Origin of the sequence: Staphylococcus sp. GDB20D11A (genome assembly GCF_016893255.1) — a bacterium.
Classification (GTDB): Bacteria; Bacillota; Bacilli; order Staphylococcales; family Staphylococcaceae; genus Staphylococcus; species Staphylococcus aureus.
Map to the genome: position 1 here is coordinate 182,188 of NZ_JAFEPJ010000017.1, position 16,697 is coordinate 198,884.

Sequence of the window (16,697 nt, forward strand, 5' to 3'; positions counted from 1 at the left end):
AATTTTATGTGTTTAGCTGTAACTTAATTTAAAGCCTAGAATTTACCTTTTTTGAATGCTAAACCGATACCACCGATTTTGAATACCGCACGTGTATCAATCACTTTTTTCATGAATGCTGCTTTTTTACCAGCGATAGGTTTACCAAATACCATACCTACACCGTCATGTGAACCTAAAGAACAAACAGTTCCACGATCAACGTATTCGAATTCTTCAGTTGATTCACCGTTTAAGATGCGTTTAATGTTTTTAGCAACACTTTCACCTTGTTGCATTGCAATTTGTGCTGTAGTTGGTAATGGACGTTCTTCTCCAGCTGGGATAAACGCTGAACAGTCACCAATAACAAAAATGTTGTCGTAACCATTAATTGTTAAATCTTGCTTTGTAGCGATACGTCCACGTTTAACGCCTTCAAATGATTCTTCCATTAATTTACTACCACGTACACCAGCTGCCCATACTGAAGTACCTGCATTTAATTGTTGTTTTTCACCATCTACTTCAACTACGAAACCTTTTTCGTTACAAGCAACGATTGGTGTAGCAATTTTAAATTCAACACCGCGGTCTTCTAAGTAGCTAACTGCGTGGTTAACTAATTCTTCTGAGAACATTGGTAACATTTTAGGTGCTGCTTCAACACAAGTGATTTTAACTTTATTTTGATCCACACCATATTTGCTACATAATTCAGGAATTCTGTCTGTTAATTCACCTAAGAATTCAACACCAGTGAATCCAGCACCACCAACTAAGATAGATAAATCGTTATCATCTTTTTCTTTTGATGCTGCATAGTTAGCAAATTTGTCTTCGATATGACGTGATAATTCACGTGCTGTGATAACATTTTCAATTTGGAAAGCATGATCTTTCATACCTTCGATGCCGAATGTTTCACTAACGAAACCTAATGCTACTACTAAAATATCAAAGTCATAAATGCCTTGATTTGTTTCTACCTTTTTAGCATCACGGTCAATTTTTGTTACTTCTGCTTGAACAAAGTTCACTTTGTCTTTCTTCAAGACACTTTCCACAGGATATAATACATCTTCATAGTTTAGTGTACCTGCTGATGCTTCATGTAACCATGTTGCTTCATAGTGATATTCATTTTTATTAATAAGCGTAATTTCTGCTTCTTCTGTTGATATCGCTTTTTGCAATTTAGTTACAGTTTGTAAACCTGCATAACCAGCACCAAGTACAAGTACTTTTTTACGATCTTGAGCCATTTAATTTCACCTAAGCTTTCATATTTTTTTAACCAAATGCTGATAATTACTAGTAACAACTGGTCATTACTACTTTTACCACAATGTATACTAGTTTATCATCATTTTGTTATTTAAGTCTTTTAAATTATGTAAAAACCTGTGATGTTCACAAAAAAGACATTTTTAATCCAATACTAATTCTATAGCTTTTATGTTATATTTTCAAGCAAGATTCAGTCAGATTGTGAAAAAATTAATTAATTTTTTCGTAGCCTGATTTCGATTAAAAATGTATCCGTTATCACGATCATTTAAAATACTATTAATAGTCAGATTCTTAATTTTCAATAAGCTTTTTAATAAAACAAAATATCTTTACGCAAAAATAGGACATAATCAAATATGTCCCTAATCGAAATTGATATCAATTTGTATCCCCAAAATTGGGTTAATCATTAAAAAGTTATTTTATTAGCAGTTTTCAGGATTACCTGCAACTTTTGCAGTTCTAAATGAACTACCACAGCCACATGATGCAATTGCATTAGGATTGTCGATTTGGAAACCGCCACCCATTAATGATTGCTTAAAATCAATAGTCGTACCATTTAATACGGGTGCATCTTTTTTGTCTACTAAAACTTTTAATCCAAAGTATTCTAAGACTTCATCATTTTCACCAGGCGCTTCTTCTGCACCCATACCGTATGTTAAACCAGTGCACCCGCCACCATTCACTTTAATTTTTAAATAGCCATCTGGCATTTCATTTGCTTTAAGCATATCTTTTACTTCGTAGGCAGCTGCTTCTGTTAATATAACTGTTGGCATGATAACTCCTCCTTAAAAAATCCAAGTTTCTTTTATATGTGCATATATATTTTGTAATAATTCTTCCGGCGAATCACCTTCAACAATATCACCATTTACTAAAGCATACAACCCGGCTGAACATATACCACAATGTGTCAGGCAACCATACTCTAACACATCGACATCTGGGTCATTTTCCAGTTGATTAAAAACATAATCTCCACCTTTTGCCATGTTAGAGAGACAAAATTCTACGATCGGATTCATACTTCACCTTCTTATTTCATTTGTTACAATATTATAGCATTTTAAAACTGGTATTTTAACATGATGTGCTCAATTAGCAACAACTGATGTTTCTTATCCCAGTTATGCAATAGTGCCTTAGTTAGTACAAATATTTATTTGTAGTCATTTTCAAAAAAATATATAATAAGCATATAAATACATATTTACTTTTTTAGGGGTTATTGATGAATCAAAGACACTTGCATTTTATAACTGTTCATTAACAAATATATCTATGCACTTTGATCTTTTCAAAATTAAAGTAAATATTAACATATAAAAGGGGTACTTCATTATGAAAAACTTAGTTTTGTTAGGCGGCGGATATGGTAATATGCGTATCATGTCACGCATTTTAACTACATCTTTACCACAAGATTATACAGTCACATTAGTTGATCGTATGCCATTTCATGGATTGAAACCAGAATTTTATGCTTTAGCTGCGGGCACGAAATCAGATAAAGATGTTCGCATGAAATTCCCTAATCATCCACAAGTGAATACGGTTTATGGTGAAATTAACGACATAGATTTAGATGCTCAAATTGTCTCAGTCGGTAATTCTAAAATTGATTATGATGAGCTAATCATTGGTTTAGGATGTGAAGATAAATATCATAACGTTCCAGGAGCCGAAGAATATACACATAGTATTCAAACACTCTCAAAGGCTCGGGATACTTTCCATAGTATTAGTGAACTACCAGAAGGTGCTAAAGTTGGTATCGTTGGTGCTGGATTAAGCGGCATAGAACTTGCCAGCGAATTAAGAGAAAGTAGATCAGACTTGGAAATATATCTTTATGACCGTGGGCCACGAATTTTAAGAAATTTTCCAGAAAAATTAAGTAAGTATGTTGCGAAATGGTTCGCCAAAAATAATGTTACCGTTGTTCCAAATTCAAATATTAATAAAGTTGAACCTGGTAAAATATATAACTGTGATGAACCTAAAGATATTGATTTAGTTGTATGGACAGCAGGAATTCAACCTGTTGAAGTTGTTCGTAACTTGCCGATTGACATAAATAGTAATGGACGCGTGATAGTTAACCAGTATCATCAAGTACCAACATATCGTAACGTCTATGTAGTTGGTGATTGTGCTGATTTACCACATGCGCCAAGTGCTCAGTTAGCCGAAGTTCAAGGTGATCAAATTGCCGATGTGCTTAAAAAGCAATGGCTAAATGAACCATTACCTGACAAAATGCCCGAACTAAAGGTACAAGGTATCGTTGGGTCATTAGGAGATAAACAAGGTTTTGCATATATCATGGATCGCACTGTAACAGGACGACTCGCTTCTATTTTAAAATCCGGCGTACTTTGGTTATATAAATATCATAATGGTTAAAAATTAAAAAGCAATGTCAGTTCGCACTATTACTGACATTGCTTTTTATTATGTGTATATTATTCATTCACAAGCTTTTGGTCTATAAATCGAGTGATTTGCTTTGTTTGTATATAACCATCTGCTACATATTCATCGTTCATTGTAATTAATGGGTAAAATAGCTCATCTTGTTCTATTCTTTCAATAAATTGTAAATCATGATCTGTTAAGTTGTCATTATCTTTTGTAATATCTATATACGTATATTTAAATGATATATTTGGGTATTTTCTTTTTAATAGCGGCTGTAGCCAGTCATAAATATCTTTCGATGTTGGCGCATTAACGCAACTTGCACATATAACATCTGCCCCATATACTACCACACTCACGTGCTCCATATATTTATCCCCCATTGGTTTGATAGATTTTTATTACACTATCTATTATAATATACTAATAAAGATTATCAAATTCATCTCTCGAAAGGAGACTTGCCTGATGCCTACTGAAGATACAACGATGTTTGATCAAGTAGCAGAAGTTATTGAACGTCTTCGCCCATTTTTATTACGTGATGGTGGCGACTGCTCATTGATTGACGTAGAAGACGGTATTGTTAAATTACAATTACATGGTGCATGTGGTACATGCCCAAGTTCTACAATCACTCTTAAAGCTGGTATTGAGCGTGCATTACACGAAGAAGTGCCTGGTGTAATAGAAGTAGAACAAGTATTCTAATATAAAGATATTAAGTTAACAGCACATATTATGAATAACAACAAAGACAGGAATACTGAATTATTTATAATCAGTTATTACCTGTCTTTTTTCGCTGTCAAATTGGACTGATGGGAAAGTTATTTTATACTATTTATCTGATTCATTATTTTATTATAGCCACATATCCAAGCGCATATTACTATTCTATGAAATTTAAAATATAAAAATAGCACATACGCTCAATCAAAATCGTTGAGTTATGTGCTATTTGTATTTTAATTTTTAGGTTTATCTACTTCAGGTTGTGGTTCACCTTTCATATGTTTCGCAATTTGCTCATCCATATAAACCCAACCTTTCCAACCGATGTGTACGGCATCACTGATAACATATTTTTCATAATCTTTATCAGTCATATCGTAAATTTTACCACCATTATCTACAACAGTAGAATGGATTTTTTTATAGACTGCTTGACGACGTTCTTTATCGATGCCAATGTGGTCATACCATACACCGTTTGATGGAATACTTACATATTGAACATCTGCACCAGCAGCACGCATTGTTTTTACAAGTAATTCTAAATCTTGGAATTCTGGAGAATTAACATTGAATTCGTAGTCACGTCTAACTTTACGCTTACTTTCTTGAATTAATTTCCAGTATTGATCTCTAATACCAAATTTATTCGATGTAGTATCAGCTTTACCAATTTCAACTGCTTTTTGTTTCATCTCATCCCAAGAAGCGTCTGGTTTTGTAGCAGGTTTAACATGTTCTAATGGAGATTTATCCATTGCAAACAATGATTTAATCGCTTCTATTTTAATCAATTGATTCTCTTTAAAACCAGAAATATAACTATCTTTAGTTTCTTTAGGGTTTTTAGCATAAGATTTCAAGTATTCTTTATTGTGTACATGTGGAAACTGTAATAAACGTTGTGCATAACGACGTTTTAATTCAGTAGACATGTTTTTCTGCTGGAACATTTGATTAATTTGAGTTTGAGACATACGAGCATCAAAGTTTTGATTCGTTAAACCATGGTTTGTAAACCATTGTGGTGAAATAATAAATGTTAATTTCTTACCTTTTAATTTATCATACTGTGATGCAAGTTCAACTGCGTTAATTAAGTCTGTAGAACCACCAGCACCTAATAAGAATGCTTTTTTGTTGGCGTTATGCTTGTTTAATGCAATTGCAGGATTAAATGGGTCATCTTTACCTAATTCACTAGAGCCGTATATAGGATAATACTTATTTGATTCGTATAACTTATCTTGAATGAGTGTGCCTTTTAGTACTTGATCTGTCAATGAAGTTCTATTATCTTCTACAGTCTTTTCATTTACTAATCCTGTAAACCAACTAGCAGGTAATAATAGAAAGACAATGAATACCGCTCCACTAATTAAAATGGGTAAAAAAGGTTTTAATTTCATCGTAACTCTTCTAATGCTTCAACGATTTTATTTGGTGTTGCCCACTCATCTCTATCAAAGTCCATAATAGATACTTCGATATCAAGTTTATTTTGAATTTCTAATAATAATCCAACTGTTTGGAAAGAATCAATAATACCTTCTTCAAAAATTTCTACGTCTGGATTTTCTTTTACAATATCATTTTCTGCTACTTCTGCTAATAAATTTAATACTTGTTCTCTAAATTCCATAATTAAATTCTCCTTTATTATATAAGTTTACCTGAGAAGATTAAAAAGCCAAATGTTACAAAGTGGAATGTAATCACAATGCTAAGTGCTGTTGTGAAACCATTTTGCCAACGTGGCGGATGTTTCTTACGCCAACGTTCATAATAGCCATAACCTATAAACAATGCTGCATGGTATAAACCATAAACAATGTAATACACTTCGATACCATGCCAAATTCCCATTATGAAGAAGTTGATTAAGAATGCCACGTTAGACATTGCAAATTGACTCTTCAATAATTTTTTACGAGACATGTAGAATAAAGATCTCATATAAATACAATCTCTGAACCAGAATGATAATGTCATATGCCATCTATTCCAGAAATCTTTAATATTTTTCGCTTTGAAAGGTTTATCGAAGTTTGGTGGTGTTTTAATACCGAATAAATAACTAAATGCTATCGCAAATAAACTATAACCTGCAAAGTCAAAGAATAAATATAAGCTGTATGCGTACATATATAACCACAAATTGACAAAGCCATGTAAGTCTAATTGTAACGGCATAATTGCATATGTGTTAATAAAGTAAGCAACAATATATTTATACAAGAAACCAAGCATAATCATGTGAATTGCTTTTAATACTAATTCACGATATTCATTGCCTGTTGGTACTTTTTTATCGTCTTTAACGAAACGTTTGTAACGATCGATTGGTCCAGATGAAATCGTTGGGAAGAATGAAATAAATTGAATTAATTTCCATACTTTAATTTCTTTGATAGAACCATCATGAATTTCCATAATTAACTGCACACTTTTGAATGTAACATAAGAAATTCCTAAGAAACCAACAAATTCAATTAATTTACTTTCATGGAAGTGAATCTGATGTCCACCTAACCATGTACTTTGTAATACTTTCACAAGTGCTAATGGCAATATTGATAAAACCATTACAGTTACAAATTTTGAAAATGAATTATTTTTTGGTTTTGAATGATAATAAAACATTATCAATAAAACTTGCCATACGACGTAAATAATAAAACTAATTAATTGAACACTTAAATACTTTTGGTCAAACAGATTATGTTTATCAGAAGAAAAGATTAACACAATCATAAATGCTGTAACTACGCCATTATAAATGTAACTTCGCTTACCTAAAAATCCAAGTATAATGACTGGTAATAATGCAATTAAAGCAATTAAGAAGAATGTAAAATCACCATATGGAATCATCCGTTAATTACCTCTGCAATTTTCTTTCTGTCAATTTTACCATTTGAAGTTAATGGCAATTGTTCCATCCATTCAAACTTTCTAGGAATCATATACTCTGGTAAGCGTGATTTCAAGTCATTTTTAATATTTTTAGTCATTTCTGCATTGTCCGTAACTTCAGTCGTTGGCACAATTGCACCAATTAAATGAATAACTTTATCATTTTTATATACAGGTACAACAATCGCTTCTTTTACGAACTCAGACTGGCGTAATTGTGTTTCAATTTCTTCTAATTCCATTCTGTAGCCATTCAATTTGATTTGGAAATCAATACGACCTTGAATGAACCATTGACCATTTTCAAACTTCGCTTTATCACCAGTGTGATAAGTACGAATACCGTCATCGAAATTAAATACTTCAGCTGTTTTTTGGTCATTTTTTAAGTATCCTAAACTTACACTTTGACCTTCGATAACAAGTTCACCTTCATCTGTCGTAGATAATCTTGCGCCTGGTCTTTCAACGCCAACAGGTAATGTCGGATATTGATCTAAGATTTCTTGTGTAATTTGAATACTTGTAACTGCTACCGTAGCTTCAGTTGGACCATATGTGTTGTAAATCGTCGCACTTGGGAAACGGCTTACTAACGCTTTTGCTGCTCTGTGAGGTAGAATTTCACCACAGAAGAAGAATTCGTTAAGACTACCATACTGTTCTTCATTAAGCGTTGGTAATAATAAACACATTTCCATAAATGATGGTGTTGATACCCAAATGTTAATCGGTGTTGCTGTTAGCATTTCATTTAATAATTTAGGTTTATTAATCATGTTTTTATCTACAAGATTTAATGTACCGCCTGATGCTAAACATGGATAAATAGCCATTACAGATAAATCAAATGAAAATGGCGCTTGGTTAAGCCATTGTTGTTCATTTCCTGATTTATTAAGTTCTAACATCCACTCAGTAAATTGAACTAAACTTGCATATTCAATTTGAACACCTTTAGGTTCCCCAGTAGAACCAGATGTAAAGATTGTGTATACTGTGTCGTTATCTTTAATCTGACTATCAAAAATTACTGGGTCTTGAGATGTTTTAATATCTTCTATTGTAAATACTTCGCCTTCTAAACTTTCAAATGATTCATCAGTCGTATTAAATACAAACTCTGGTTGAACCTTGTTAATAATCATTTTAATACGGTCTTCAGGAATTGAAGTGTCTACAGGTACATATCCACATCCTGCTTTAATGGCACCAATCATCCCAACAATCATATATGGTGACATGTGACCGAATAAAATCATCGGTTTCTTACTACCTTGTAATCGATGTGCTAATTTACTAGACTCATCCATTAACTGTTGATAAGTTAATTCATCAGTTGTGTGTCTAACAGCAATGCTTTGTGGATTTGCATCCGCAAACGCTTGCAGCTTGTTAATAATATCTGTCATATTAAGTCTCCCTCATTAGAACTCATTATAAATGAAGTTATTGTGTGTGTCGCCACTGCCATAAATTAAATATAAAGTAATAAATATTGCCAAATACAATAGTGTTAATAAATATGGTTTGAATGCTTCAACATATTTATTAGGTGGCTGTTTACTTTTAGATTTCATATTGCACCTCTTAAAGTTCTTAGTAAAAACGCCTTTATAAAGACCGTTCAATATAAAATACGTTTTAAAATTTGTTTTTTACAATTCATTATATCGATATTCATAATGAAATTCAATTTTAATTTTATAGATTCAACATAGTAATTGGTTGTCATCACTCAATTATTGTAAATGATACACTTTGTTGAGAACATCATTCATTTTAAAGGTTATTTAAACAATAAACAATTACAGTCTATATAACAATTTTGTTATATACGTCAAAATCAAATAAACTCATCACATTAATATGACGAGTTTATAATGTTATTGAATTATCATCAGCGCAAATATATACATTCGCAAGTCAAGCATAACATATTTTACAATTGCTTTGCTTGCTTTACCAATGATTAAAAACCATACTTATTTTCAATTTACTGGAGTATGTGGTACCTGATTTGTCATAACCGCTTCTATATTTTTAATACATAATTGAATCATATTGTCCCGTGTTGTTACTGATGCGCTACCAATGTGTGGTGTAATCAGAACATTATCACGTCCCATTAATGGATGTGTATGATCAATTGGTTCATTTGCTAATACATCTAAACCACATGCTAATATTTCTTTATTGTCTAGTGCATCGATTAATGCTGTTTCATCTACAATTTGCCCTCTACCGATATTAATAAAAATTGCATCATTTTTCATTTGCTCAAATGCTTCAGCATTAAATTTATGATGTGTTTCTTTTGTAAGTGGCGCTGTACAGATGATAAAATCACTTTCTGCTAACAACGTTTCAAAAGAAACATATGTTGCATTAAAGTCCGCCTCTGCATCTTTATGTCTTGATCGATTATGATAAAGAATATTAGTATTAAACCCTTGCAACCTTCTTGCAAAAGCTTTACCAATATCTCCCATACCATATATTCCAATAGTTGAATTGAAGACATCTTTACCTGACAATAAATAAGGACCCCAGCTTTGCCATGCATCTGCTTCAACATATTTTTCAGCTTCTACAATACGGCGTGCTATAGCAAGCATTAATGTAAATCCTAATTCTGCAGTTGTTTCAGTAAGTACATTTGGTGTATTCGTGACAATCACGTTGTTCTCTGTTGCACTTTCAACATCGATGTTGTCATATCCTACAGCCATATTCGCAATTACTTTTAAATTTGGTGATTGTGCTAAAATTTCTGCATCGATTTGTTCACTTAATGTGATAAAACAAGCATCTGCGTCACGAAGTGCTGTCACAAATTGATCTTTAGGCATAGGCACTAATGATTTTTGCCACATAACAACGTCACCAAGTTTACTTAATTGTTGATAAAATTTATCTGGAATTTTCCTCGAAACAACTATTTTTACCAAATCAATTCACCTACTTTATAAAATGACTATATCTATTTTTCTAATTCAGCTATTGCTTCATTTAAATCTTTAAAAGAATACGTTGGTGGCACATTTTTATTTTGCACATCTTCTAACGTAGATACACCTGTTTGTACATGAATCGTATCCATACCTACGTTAATACCAGACATAATATCGGTATCGTACAAATCGCCTACCATAGCAACTTCAGATTTATCTAATCCTAAAATTTCTAATGCTTTAACCATAATAATCGGTTCTGGTTTACCAATAAATTGTGGCGATACACCTGTCGATACACTTACAACACTTGTAATAGCACCATTCCCTGGTAAAAATCCTCGCTCTTTTGGAATTGACACATCTGGATTTGTAGAAATAAATGTTGCTCCATTTCTTACACCTAACGTTGCAATCGCAAGCTTTTCATATGTAACTTGTTCGTCAAGTCCAATAACTACATAATCAACATGCTCGTCATTTTTAATGACAAGTCCCGCTTCGGTTAACGCAGTATTTAAACCACTCCCACCTAACATATATACTGATGCTCCTGGTGATTGTTCTGAAATATAATCAGCAGTGGCTAACGCTGACGTTACAACCTCTTCTGGTTTAGCATCAATGTGCATTTCACGTAATTTTTCAGTTACTTGCTCAGGTGTTTTCGTTGAATTATTAGTTACGTATAAATGAGGAATGCCTTTTACATTTAAATAATCGATGAATTGTTTTGCTCCATCAATCTCATCTGTTCCCATATACATTGTGCCATCTAAATCGATTAAATACGCTTTATACTGTTTCATTATTGATTTTCTCCTTTACCAAAAGCTGTTACTGGTACATTTTCTTGATGTAAAAATGTCGTTACTTCTGTAATAAATTGTTTGTAATAAGGTAATGCGTCATCAAACATTGGCATGATAACCTTAATATCTAAGGCTGTGTAATCATATGTAAATTGTTTACGAATATCGACAGTTTTATTAATCGCCTGCTGTGTTTCTTTAGTAATAACATTTTCTAGTTCTAATATATCAATCACATCTTTATAATTACCAGGATCCCTTAAAATAAATGCATCGATAATCATATTCCCTATATCTACCGATGATTCTATCAACATTTGAGCAATGCGTTCAAATGCATAATGATTGTGCTTACTCTCATGGTAATCATCAGTTAATGCTTGTAAATAGGCTAATTTCTGAGTTAGTTTATCTTTGTCTACAAAATACATTCCTTGTCACCTCTCGCTTATATATTATCATAATTTTGCAGTATACTTCATTTGTCGTTATACTAACTTTACTACTTTTAAAAGGAGTCACTACAAAATGATTGATATGTATTTATATGATGACAACGAAGAGAGTCAAGTTCAGTTTGTTGGTTTTGTTGGCGAGCATAGTCGATATGATTTAATGTTAGTCCATACAAATAGACATTATGGTAAGACACTCGTACTTAATATGCAAACAAATAAATTCGGTATTATCGGTACTGATGATTTAAAAGAAGAAGGCTATATCGCTCATATTTTAGGTGTAAATGCTGAAGAAGGCGATGAAATTACTGAGTATTTAAATGAAGTCATTCATTAAAGATAAAAACCCCTAACTAGATTACAGGTCCATGCTTGAATTGCATGATTCCCATTTTCAATCTAGCTAAGGGTTTTATTAATGTTCAGTATCTTGAATGGTTGGCTTAATCTTCACATCTTGAAGTTTATTGTCGTCATCTATCACATCAGACGGATGAACTTCTTCGATTAACTTTTTAACCTCTTGTTTAGACAAATGTCTTAATACAAAGTAAGGACAACCAAAGTTACAATATTCAAATATGTAATCTTGAATATTTGAAAAACGTTTACTCATCTCTGCTTTTTTATTAGAATCTTTGTAAAAACCTTTTAATCGTAATTGATCGTAACCATAGTCACCAACTATGTAATCATATTTATCTAAAATATCTGAATACCTAGCAATAAATTGTTCTTCATTAAAACATTCGCGATAATTTTCTATTAATTCAAAGTAATGTTGATCTACTTTTATCAAATTCTTCACCTATCTATGACAATGAAAGGCTCAGTTTATACTTTTAGTGTTTCATAAAAATAATGATTACTTCTATGACACGTTCGTTTTGTACAAACTAAGCCTTTATGCCTTATTAATGGTTAAATATTAACTATTTAACTGTGCCTCACCTTGGCGTTGCTTTTCTTTAGCAGCTTCATTTACTTGCTCATCGGCATGATAAGAACTACGTACTAAAGGTCCAGCTTGGCAATGTTTAAACCCTTTATCCATTGCCACTTTTCTTAATTTACCAAACTCTAAAGGCGTGTAATATTTTTGAACCTTTAAATGTTTACGTGAAGGTTGTAAATATTGACCAATCGTTAAAATATCTACATCATTCGCACGTAAATCATCCATCGTTTCATAAATTTCTTCTATAGTTTCACCTAATCCAACCATAATACTTGATTTAGTTGGGATATCCGGTTGTAATTCTTTTGAACGACGTAAAAACTCTAATGTTCTGTCGTAAGTCGCACGCGCACGAACTCTCGGTGTTAATCGACGAACAGTTTCAATATTATGGTTTAAAATGTCAGGTCTTGAAGCCATTAATGTTTCTAACGCATCATAGTCCCCGCCCATATCTGATGGTAAAATTTCAATCGTTGTAAATGGATTTCTTTCTCTGACTTTACGTACTGTCTCAGCATAAACATTTGAACCAGCATCTCTTAAATCATCACGCGCAACAGCAGTGATAACAACGTGTTTCAAGTTCATTAATTCAACTGATTCAGCTACACGTTCAGGCTCATTTAAATCAAGTTCATTAGGTAAACCTGTCTTAACCGCACAAAAACGACAAGCTCTTGTACATACGGCACCTAAAATCATAAATGTCGCTGTACGACGTGCACCCCAACATTCATGTATATTAGGACATTTAGCTTCTTCACATACAGTATTAAGATTTTTTTCCCTCATCATCTTCTTAAGTCCTGTATAGTTTTCGTTGGTATTTAATTTTATTTTCAACCAATCCGGTTTACGTAATATTTCCTCGTTTTTTGTCGCCATAACAACACATACCCTCCTGTTAAGTGTATCTTTAAACATTATATCGAAATTCATGACAAATGAAAATCCAATAATCTTACTTTTTAATATTCCAATAATTTTTCTTTAAATATATCTCTTAAAAACTCTGGCATTAAATACTCTTTTGGTAATTCTTTCAATGTTGGGAAATAACGACCGAACGTATACATATCTATCGTACCTAGTACATATTCTTTGCCGTCTTCGATTTCTTCTCCATTCAGATAGTAACGCCCTGTAGAATGAATGTACCCTAAATTATAAAGAATATATCCTCCAAATATATTCCCTCTGAAACCCAAACCTTGTGCATGTTCATACATATACTCTTGTTTATTACTTTTAGCTATAATCTCTTTTAATTTCACACCAGAAAGTCTAACCCTTACCATATTAATCGGATGCGGTAACATTTGATGAATGTCATATTCTGTCACTTCATCTTTTACAATATCTTTAACGAGTAAGCCAGCATTGATGATGGCACATTGTGCATGTGTATACTCACAAACACTTTGAGCTAATAAGTATGCAGCTTCAGTTATGTGGTTCATACTACGCTTAAGCACTACTGGATGTTGAATTACTGGATTGGACATTAGCGTTTTTCCTTCTTCTTCAAATGAAGTTTTAACTTCAGGTAATGTTTCTAAAGGAATAATCTTTGCAGTTTTATGTACTACTTTATGTGCCTCAAAAGTTAAATTAACCTCTCCAAGATAATTACCATACTTTCCAGCTGCCGCCATCAGTACACCATTATTGATTTCACCATGTTCAAAATAATGATGCGTATGACTACCAAAAATGACATCAATTTCAGGCAATTCTTGGCATAATGTTTCATCGAAGAAAATGCCACAATGACTTAGCACGATTAATACATCAAATTTACCTCGTTGATGTTCAATTTCTTCTTTTATAGATTCAAGTGGATCGGTAACAATCCAATCTAGTGCACGATAAAATGGGGTGAAAGGTGCTGTCGCTGCAACGAATAGTATTTTCACACCGTCTATATCCTTAATATAAGAAGAAACGATATTATTTGGTAAATGACCTGATTCATCTATAACATTGCTACATGTCACTATAAATTTTGCTTCGTCGTAAAGGTGATTTAAAGCTTCGTGTGAAATGGTCATCCCTTCATTATTACCGATTGTTGCAACATCACATTTTGCTTCATTTAGTAATGCCACATTCTTTTTACCTAAAGTTGCTTCAGTTATAGGTGCGGATAAATCTACATGATCACCTAGATCAACATACAAAGAAGGATGATTAAGTCGTGGCCGTTGTTCTGCCATATATGCTTTAATGCGTTCGTATTCATGTAAATGACTATGAATATCGTTCGTATGATAAATTGTAAGCCTCAAATTGACGTCCTCCTTTTAAAGTTGTATTAAATCAGTGCACGAATAATTAAATAAATACCCATCAATAGCATTACCGTTCTAAGTATTGTTACTACCGTATCTGATTTAATTGATTGGTTCACTTTGACACCGATTTTCGCACCAAAATAACTAGAAATAATTAAAATGATTGCATAACCCCAAGCTACGTGCCCTTGAGCAATGTGCCCTATAGAACTCATGACACTTGAAAAGAAAATCATCATCATACTTGTTCCAACAGCTACATGAGGTGGAAATCTAAATACAATAAGCATTAGTGGCGTCATTAGTGCGCCACCTCCAATACCAAATAAACCTGTCAATATACCAATTAAAAACGTTGTAATAAAAGCAAACAATGGTGGCACACTATAATGATATGTTTTACCTTTAGCGTCTACATAAGTTTTTTCATACTTTGGTTTATCAAATATTTTAAACGGTTTAATCTTATTTCTTACCATTAATAAAATAGCTACAAAGATTAAAAAGATTCCAAAATATAAATTAAATGACTCAAATGTTAAATATCTACTAATGAATGACCCAAGCAATGAACCTGGTAATAATCCAAATAAAAAGATAGAGCCATTTTTAATATCAACTTGTTTTGTTTTTAGATATCCAAGCGATGAAGAAAGTCCTGTCACAATTAGAATGACAGACGATGTCCCAATCGCTATTTGCGTTGTAATATTATGTAATAACCCATGTTCAACACCTAAATAGACCAATGTCGGAACGATTATAATGCCGCCTCCAATACCAACGATTGATCCGATGATTGCTGACAAACCACCGATTAGAACTAATAATGTAATTGTTAATAACATAGTCGTCGCCTCTTAAAATAATTTTAATTGTTGTGGTGCTAACCCTTCATATTCTATATTCAATAATCGCTGATATGTTTTGGCATTATTTGCTGCATGACCACCAGAATTATTGTTAAATATGACGTAAACTTTCTTAGCTTTTTGAGCTAATATTTGTGCCTTTTGTGCCAAGTCTATTAATTCTTGCTCATTATAATCATATAAATAGCGTACATCTCGCCATTCTTGATCTGACATATCTTTCTTAGTCCAACCGTAATGATTACGTCCATGATAACGTACAAACGCAATTTCATTTGTGATTCGATTGACTAAAGGTACACTGCCATCTTTCACTTGTGGTTCATCAACTACTGCATGAATGATTTGATGTTCTGTTAAAAATGCCAATGTTTGTTCTTTAAATGCATCACTAAACCATGATTGATGCCTAAATTCTACACACATTGGAAATGCTTGTAATTGCTGTCTTACATACAAAATATATTTGATATTTTGTGCATTGCAGTCAAACCATGGAGGAAATTGAACCAATACCATTGCTAATTTTTTCTGTGTTTGTAAGGGCTCTAACATATTCTTAAATTGGTCAAATAGTTCTTGCCTTGTATCTGCAAATGTTTTGTAGTCTGCATGCAATGTGAGTGCTTGATGAATTTTGACCACAAATTCAAATGTATCAGGCGTTTCTTTTATCCATTTCAATATATTTCTTTCCGGTTGTATCGCATAGTATGTCGCATCTAATTCGACAACCGGAAAATGTCCAGCATATGTTTTAAGTTTATCGGTTTGGCGTTCTAAATCTTCATATAATGAATAGTGATCACCCCAACCTGTTAATCCGATGTTTATCATATATATCACCAATGTCATCATACCATATAACTTTTATCATAATCATTTCAGCGAACTTTAGTTTGATGTTTTCGTTTGATCATAATCATTTCAGCGAACTTTAGCTCGATGATTTCGTTTGACTATAATCATTTCAGTGATCTTCAGCTCGATAAT

At 32.6% G+C, this 16,697-nt stretch carries 21 protein-coding genes; 3 read left to right on the forward strand and 18 right to left on the reverse strand.

Features of this window, described 5'->3' with window-relative positions; genetic code table 11:
* Positions 1-35: 35 nt before the first annotated feature.
* From JV528_RS10290 to JV528_RS10300, 3 genes are all read right to left on the reverse strand, one after another.
* The gene (locus JV528_RS10290) at positions 36-1,244 is read right to left on the reverse strand and encodes an NAD(P)/FAD-dependent oxidoreductase (RefSeq protein WP_204177188.1); all 1,209 of its coding nucleotides are present in this window, start codon (positions 1,242-1,244) and stop codon (positions 36-38) included.
* A 453-nt stretch (positions 1,245-1,697) separates the two neighbouring features.
* A complete protein-coding gene (locus JV528_RS10295) occupies positions 1,698-2,057 on the reverse strand; it encodes a HesB/IscA family protein (RefSeq protein ID WP_001143497.1) in 360 nt (119 codons plus the stop codon).
* A 12-nt stretch (positions 2,058-2,069) separates the two neighbouring features.
* The gene (locus tag JV528_RS10300) at positions 2,070-2,306 is read right to left on the reverse strand and encodes a YuzB family protein (protein WP_001068337.1); all 237 of its coding nucleotides are present in this window, start codon (positions 2,304-2,306) and stop codon (positions 2,070-2,072) included.
* Between the two features lie 316 nt (positions 2,307-2,622).
* Between JV528_RS10300 and JV528_RS10305 the strand changes: the two genes are divergently transcribed.
* Positions 2,623-3,687: an NAD(P)/FAD-dependent oxidoreductase gene (locus tag JV528_RS10305; protein ID WP_000794020.1), complete on the forward strand. Its 1,065-nt coding sequence runs from the start codon at positions 2,623-2,625 to the stop codon at positions 3,685-3,687.
* 59 nt (positions 3,688-3,746) lie between these two features.
* On the opposite strand, the gene JV528_RS10310 is transcribed toward JV528_RS10305, so the two are convergent.
* Positions 3,747-4,070 carry a YuzD family protein gene (locus JV528_RS10310; protein WP_000401414.1) on the reverse strand — a complete coding sequence of 108 codons (324 nt, stop codon included), beginning with the start codon at positions 4,068-4,070 and terminating at the stop codon, positions 3,747-3,749.
* A 100-nt stretch (positions 4,071-4,170) separates the two neighbouring features.
* Here JV528_RS10310 and JV528_RS10315 point away from each other — a divergent pair, with 100 nt between their 5' ends.
* Complete coding sequence (locus JV528_RS10315) at positions 4,171-4,413, forward strand: NifU family protein (protein WP_001141883.1); 243 nt, start codon at positions 4,171-4,173, stop codon at positions 4,411-4,413.
* A gap of 257 nt (positions 4,414-4,670) precedes the next feature.
* On the opposite strand, the gene dltD is transcribed toward JV528_RS10315, so the two are convergent.
* The 9 genes from dltD to JV528_RS10360 form a co-directional block, all read right to left on the reverse strand.
* Positions 4,671-5,846 carry a D-alanyl-lipoteichoic acid biosynthesis protein DltD gene (gene dltD / locus JV528_RS10320; RefSeq protein ID WP_000769416.1) on the reverse strand — a complete coding sequence of 392 codons (1,176 nt, stop codon included), beginning with the start codon at positions 5,844-5,846 and terminating at the stop codon, positions 4,671-4,673.
* A complete protein-coding gene (gene dltC / locus JV528_RS10325) occupies positions 5,843-6,079 on the reverse strand; it encodes a D-alanine--poly(phosphoribitol) ligase subunit 2 (protein ID WP_000395692.1) in 237 nt (78 codons plus the stop codon). The genes dltD and dltC overlap by 4 nt, the downstream gene beginning before the upstream one ends.
* Positions 6,080-6,096: 17 nt before the next feature.
* On the reverse strand, positions 6,097-7,311 hold the full coding sequence (gene dltB, locus JV528_RS10330) for a D-alanyl-lipoteichoic acid biosynthesis protein DltB (protein WP_204177186.1): 1,215 nt from the start codon (positions 7,309-7,311) through the stop codon (positions 6,097-6,099).
* On the reverse strand, positions 7,308-8,765 hold the full coding sequence (gene dltA / locus JV528_RS10335; RefSeq protein WP_000129656.1) for a D-alanine--poly(phosphoribitol) ligase subunit DltA: 1,458 nt from the start codon (positions 8,763-8,765) through the stop codon (positions 7,308-7,310). The genes dltB and dltA overlap by 4 nt, the downstream gene beginning before the upstream one ends.
* A 15-nt stretch (positions 8,766-8,780) precedes the next feature.
* Entirely contained in the window at positions 8,781-8,933 is a 153-nt protein-coding gene (locus tag JV528_RS10340; protein WP_000837752.1) for a teichoic acid D-Ala incorporation-associated protein DltX, read from the reverse strand.
* 47 nt (positions 8,934-8,980) lie between these two features.
* A complete protein-coding gene (locus tag JV528_RS10345) occupies positions 8,981-9,091 on the reverse strand; it encodes a hypothetical protein (RefSeq protein WP_001790652.1) in 111 nt (36 codons plus the stop codon).
* A 253-nt stretch (positions 9,092-9,344) separates the two neighbouring features.
* Entirely contained in the window at positions 9,345-10,304 is a 960-nt protein-coding gene (locus JV528_RS10350) for a 2-hydroxyacid dehydrogenase (protein ID WP_065315867.1), read from the reverse strand.
* A gap of 32 nt (positions 10,305-10,336) precedes the next feature.
* Complete coding sequence (locus tag JV528_RS10355; RefSeq protein ID WP_000816182.1) at positions 10,337-11,116, reverse strand: TIGR01457 family HAD-type hydrolase; 780 nt, start codon at positions 11,114-11,116, stop codon at positions 10,337-10,339.
* Entirely contained in the window at positions 11,116-11,550 is a 435-nt protein-coding gene (locus tag JV528_RS10360) for a DUF86 domain-containing protein (protein ID WP_000273979.1), read from the reverse strand. Before JV528_RS10360 ends, JV528_RS10355 begins: the two co-directional genes overlap by 1 nt.
* Positions 11,551-11,647: 97 nt before the next feature.
* Here JV528_RS10360 and JV528_RS10365 point away from each other — a divergent pair, with 97 nt between their 5' ends.
* Complete coding sequence (locus tag JV528_RS10365; RefSeq protein WP_000566649.1) at positions 11,648-11,914, forward strand: DUF3055 domain-containing protein; 267 nt, start codon at positions 11,648-11,650, stop codon at positions 11,912-11,914.
* 78 nt (positions 11,915-11,992) lie between these two features.
* On the opposite strand, the gene JV528_RS10370 is transcribed toward JV528_RS10365, so the two are convergent.
* From JV528_RS10370 to JV528_RS10390, 5 genes are all read right to left on the reverse strand, one after another.
* Entirely contained in the window at positions 11,993-12,376 is a 384-nt protein-coding gene (locus JV528_RS10370) for a YutD family protein (protein WP_000598444.1), read from the reverse strand.
* 129 nt (positions 12,377-12,505) lie between these two features.
* A complete protein-coding gene (gene lipA / locus JV528_RS10375; RefSeq protein WP_000201875.1) occupies positions 12,506-13,423 on the reverse strand; it encodes a lipoyl synthase in 918 nt (305 codons plus the stop codon).
* An 83-nt stretch (positions 13,424-13,506) separates the two neighbouring features.
* Positions 13,507-14,826: a bifunctional metallophosphatase/5'-nucleotidase gene (locus JV528_RS10380; RefSeq protein ID WP_001241230.1), complete on the reverse strand. Its 1,320-nt coding sequence runs from the start codon at positions 14,824-14,826 to the stop codon at positions 13,507-13,509.
* Positions 14,827-14,852: 26 nt separating this feature from the next.
* Positions 14,853-15,680: a sulfite exporter TauE/SafE family protein gene (locus JV528_RS10385; protein ID WP_000927619.1), complete on the reverse strand. Its 828-nt coding sequence runs from the start codon at positions 15,678-15,680 to the stop codon at positions 14,853-14,855.
* 12 nt (positions 15,681-15,692) lie between these two features.
* Positions 15,693-16,541 carry a DUF72 domain-containing protein gene (locus JV528_RS10390; protein ID WP_000608136.1) on the reverse strand — a complete coding sequence of 283 codons (849 nt, stop codon included), beginning with the start codon at positions 16,539-16,541 and terminating at the stop codon, positions 15,693-15,695.
* Positions 16,542-16,697 lie beyond the last annotated feature (156 nt).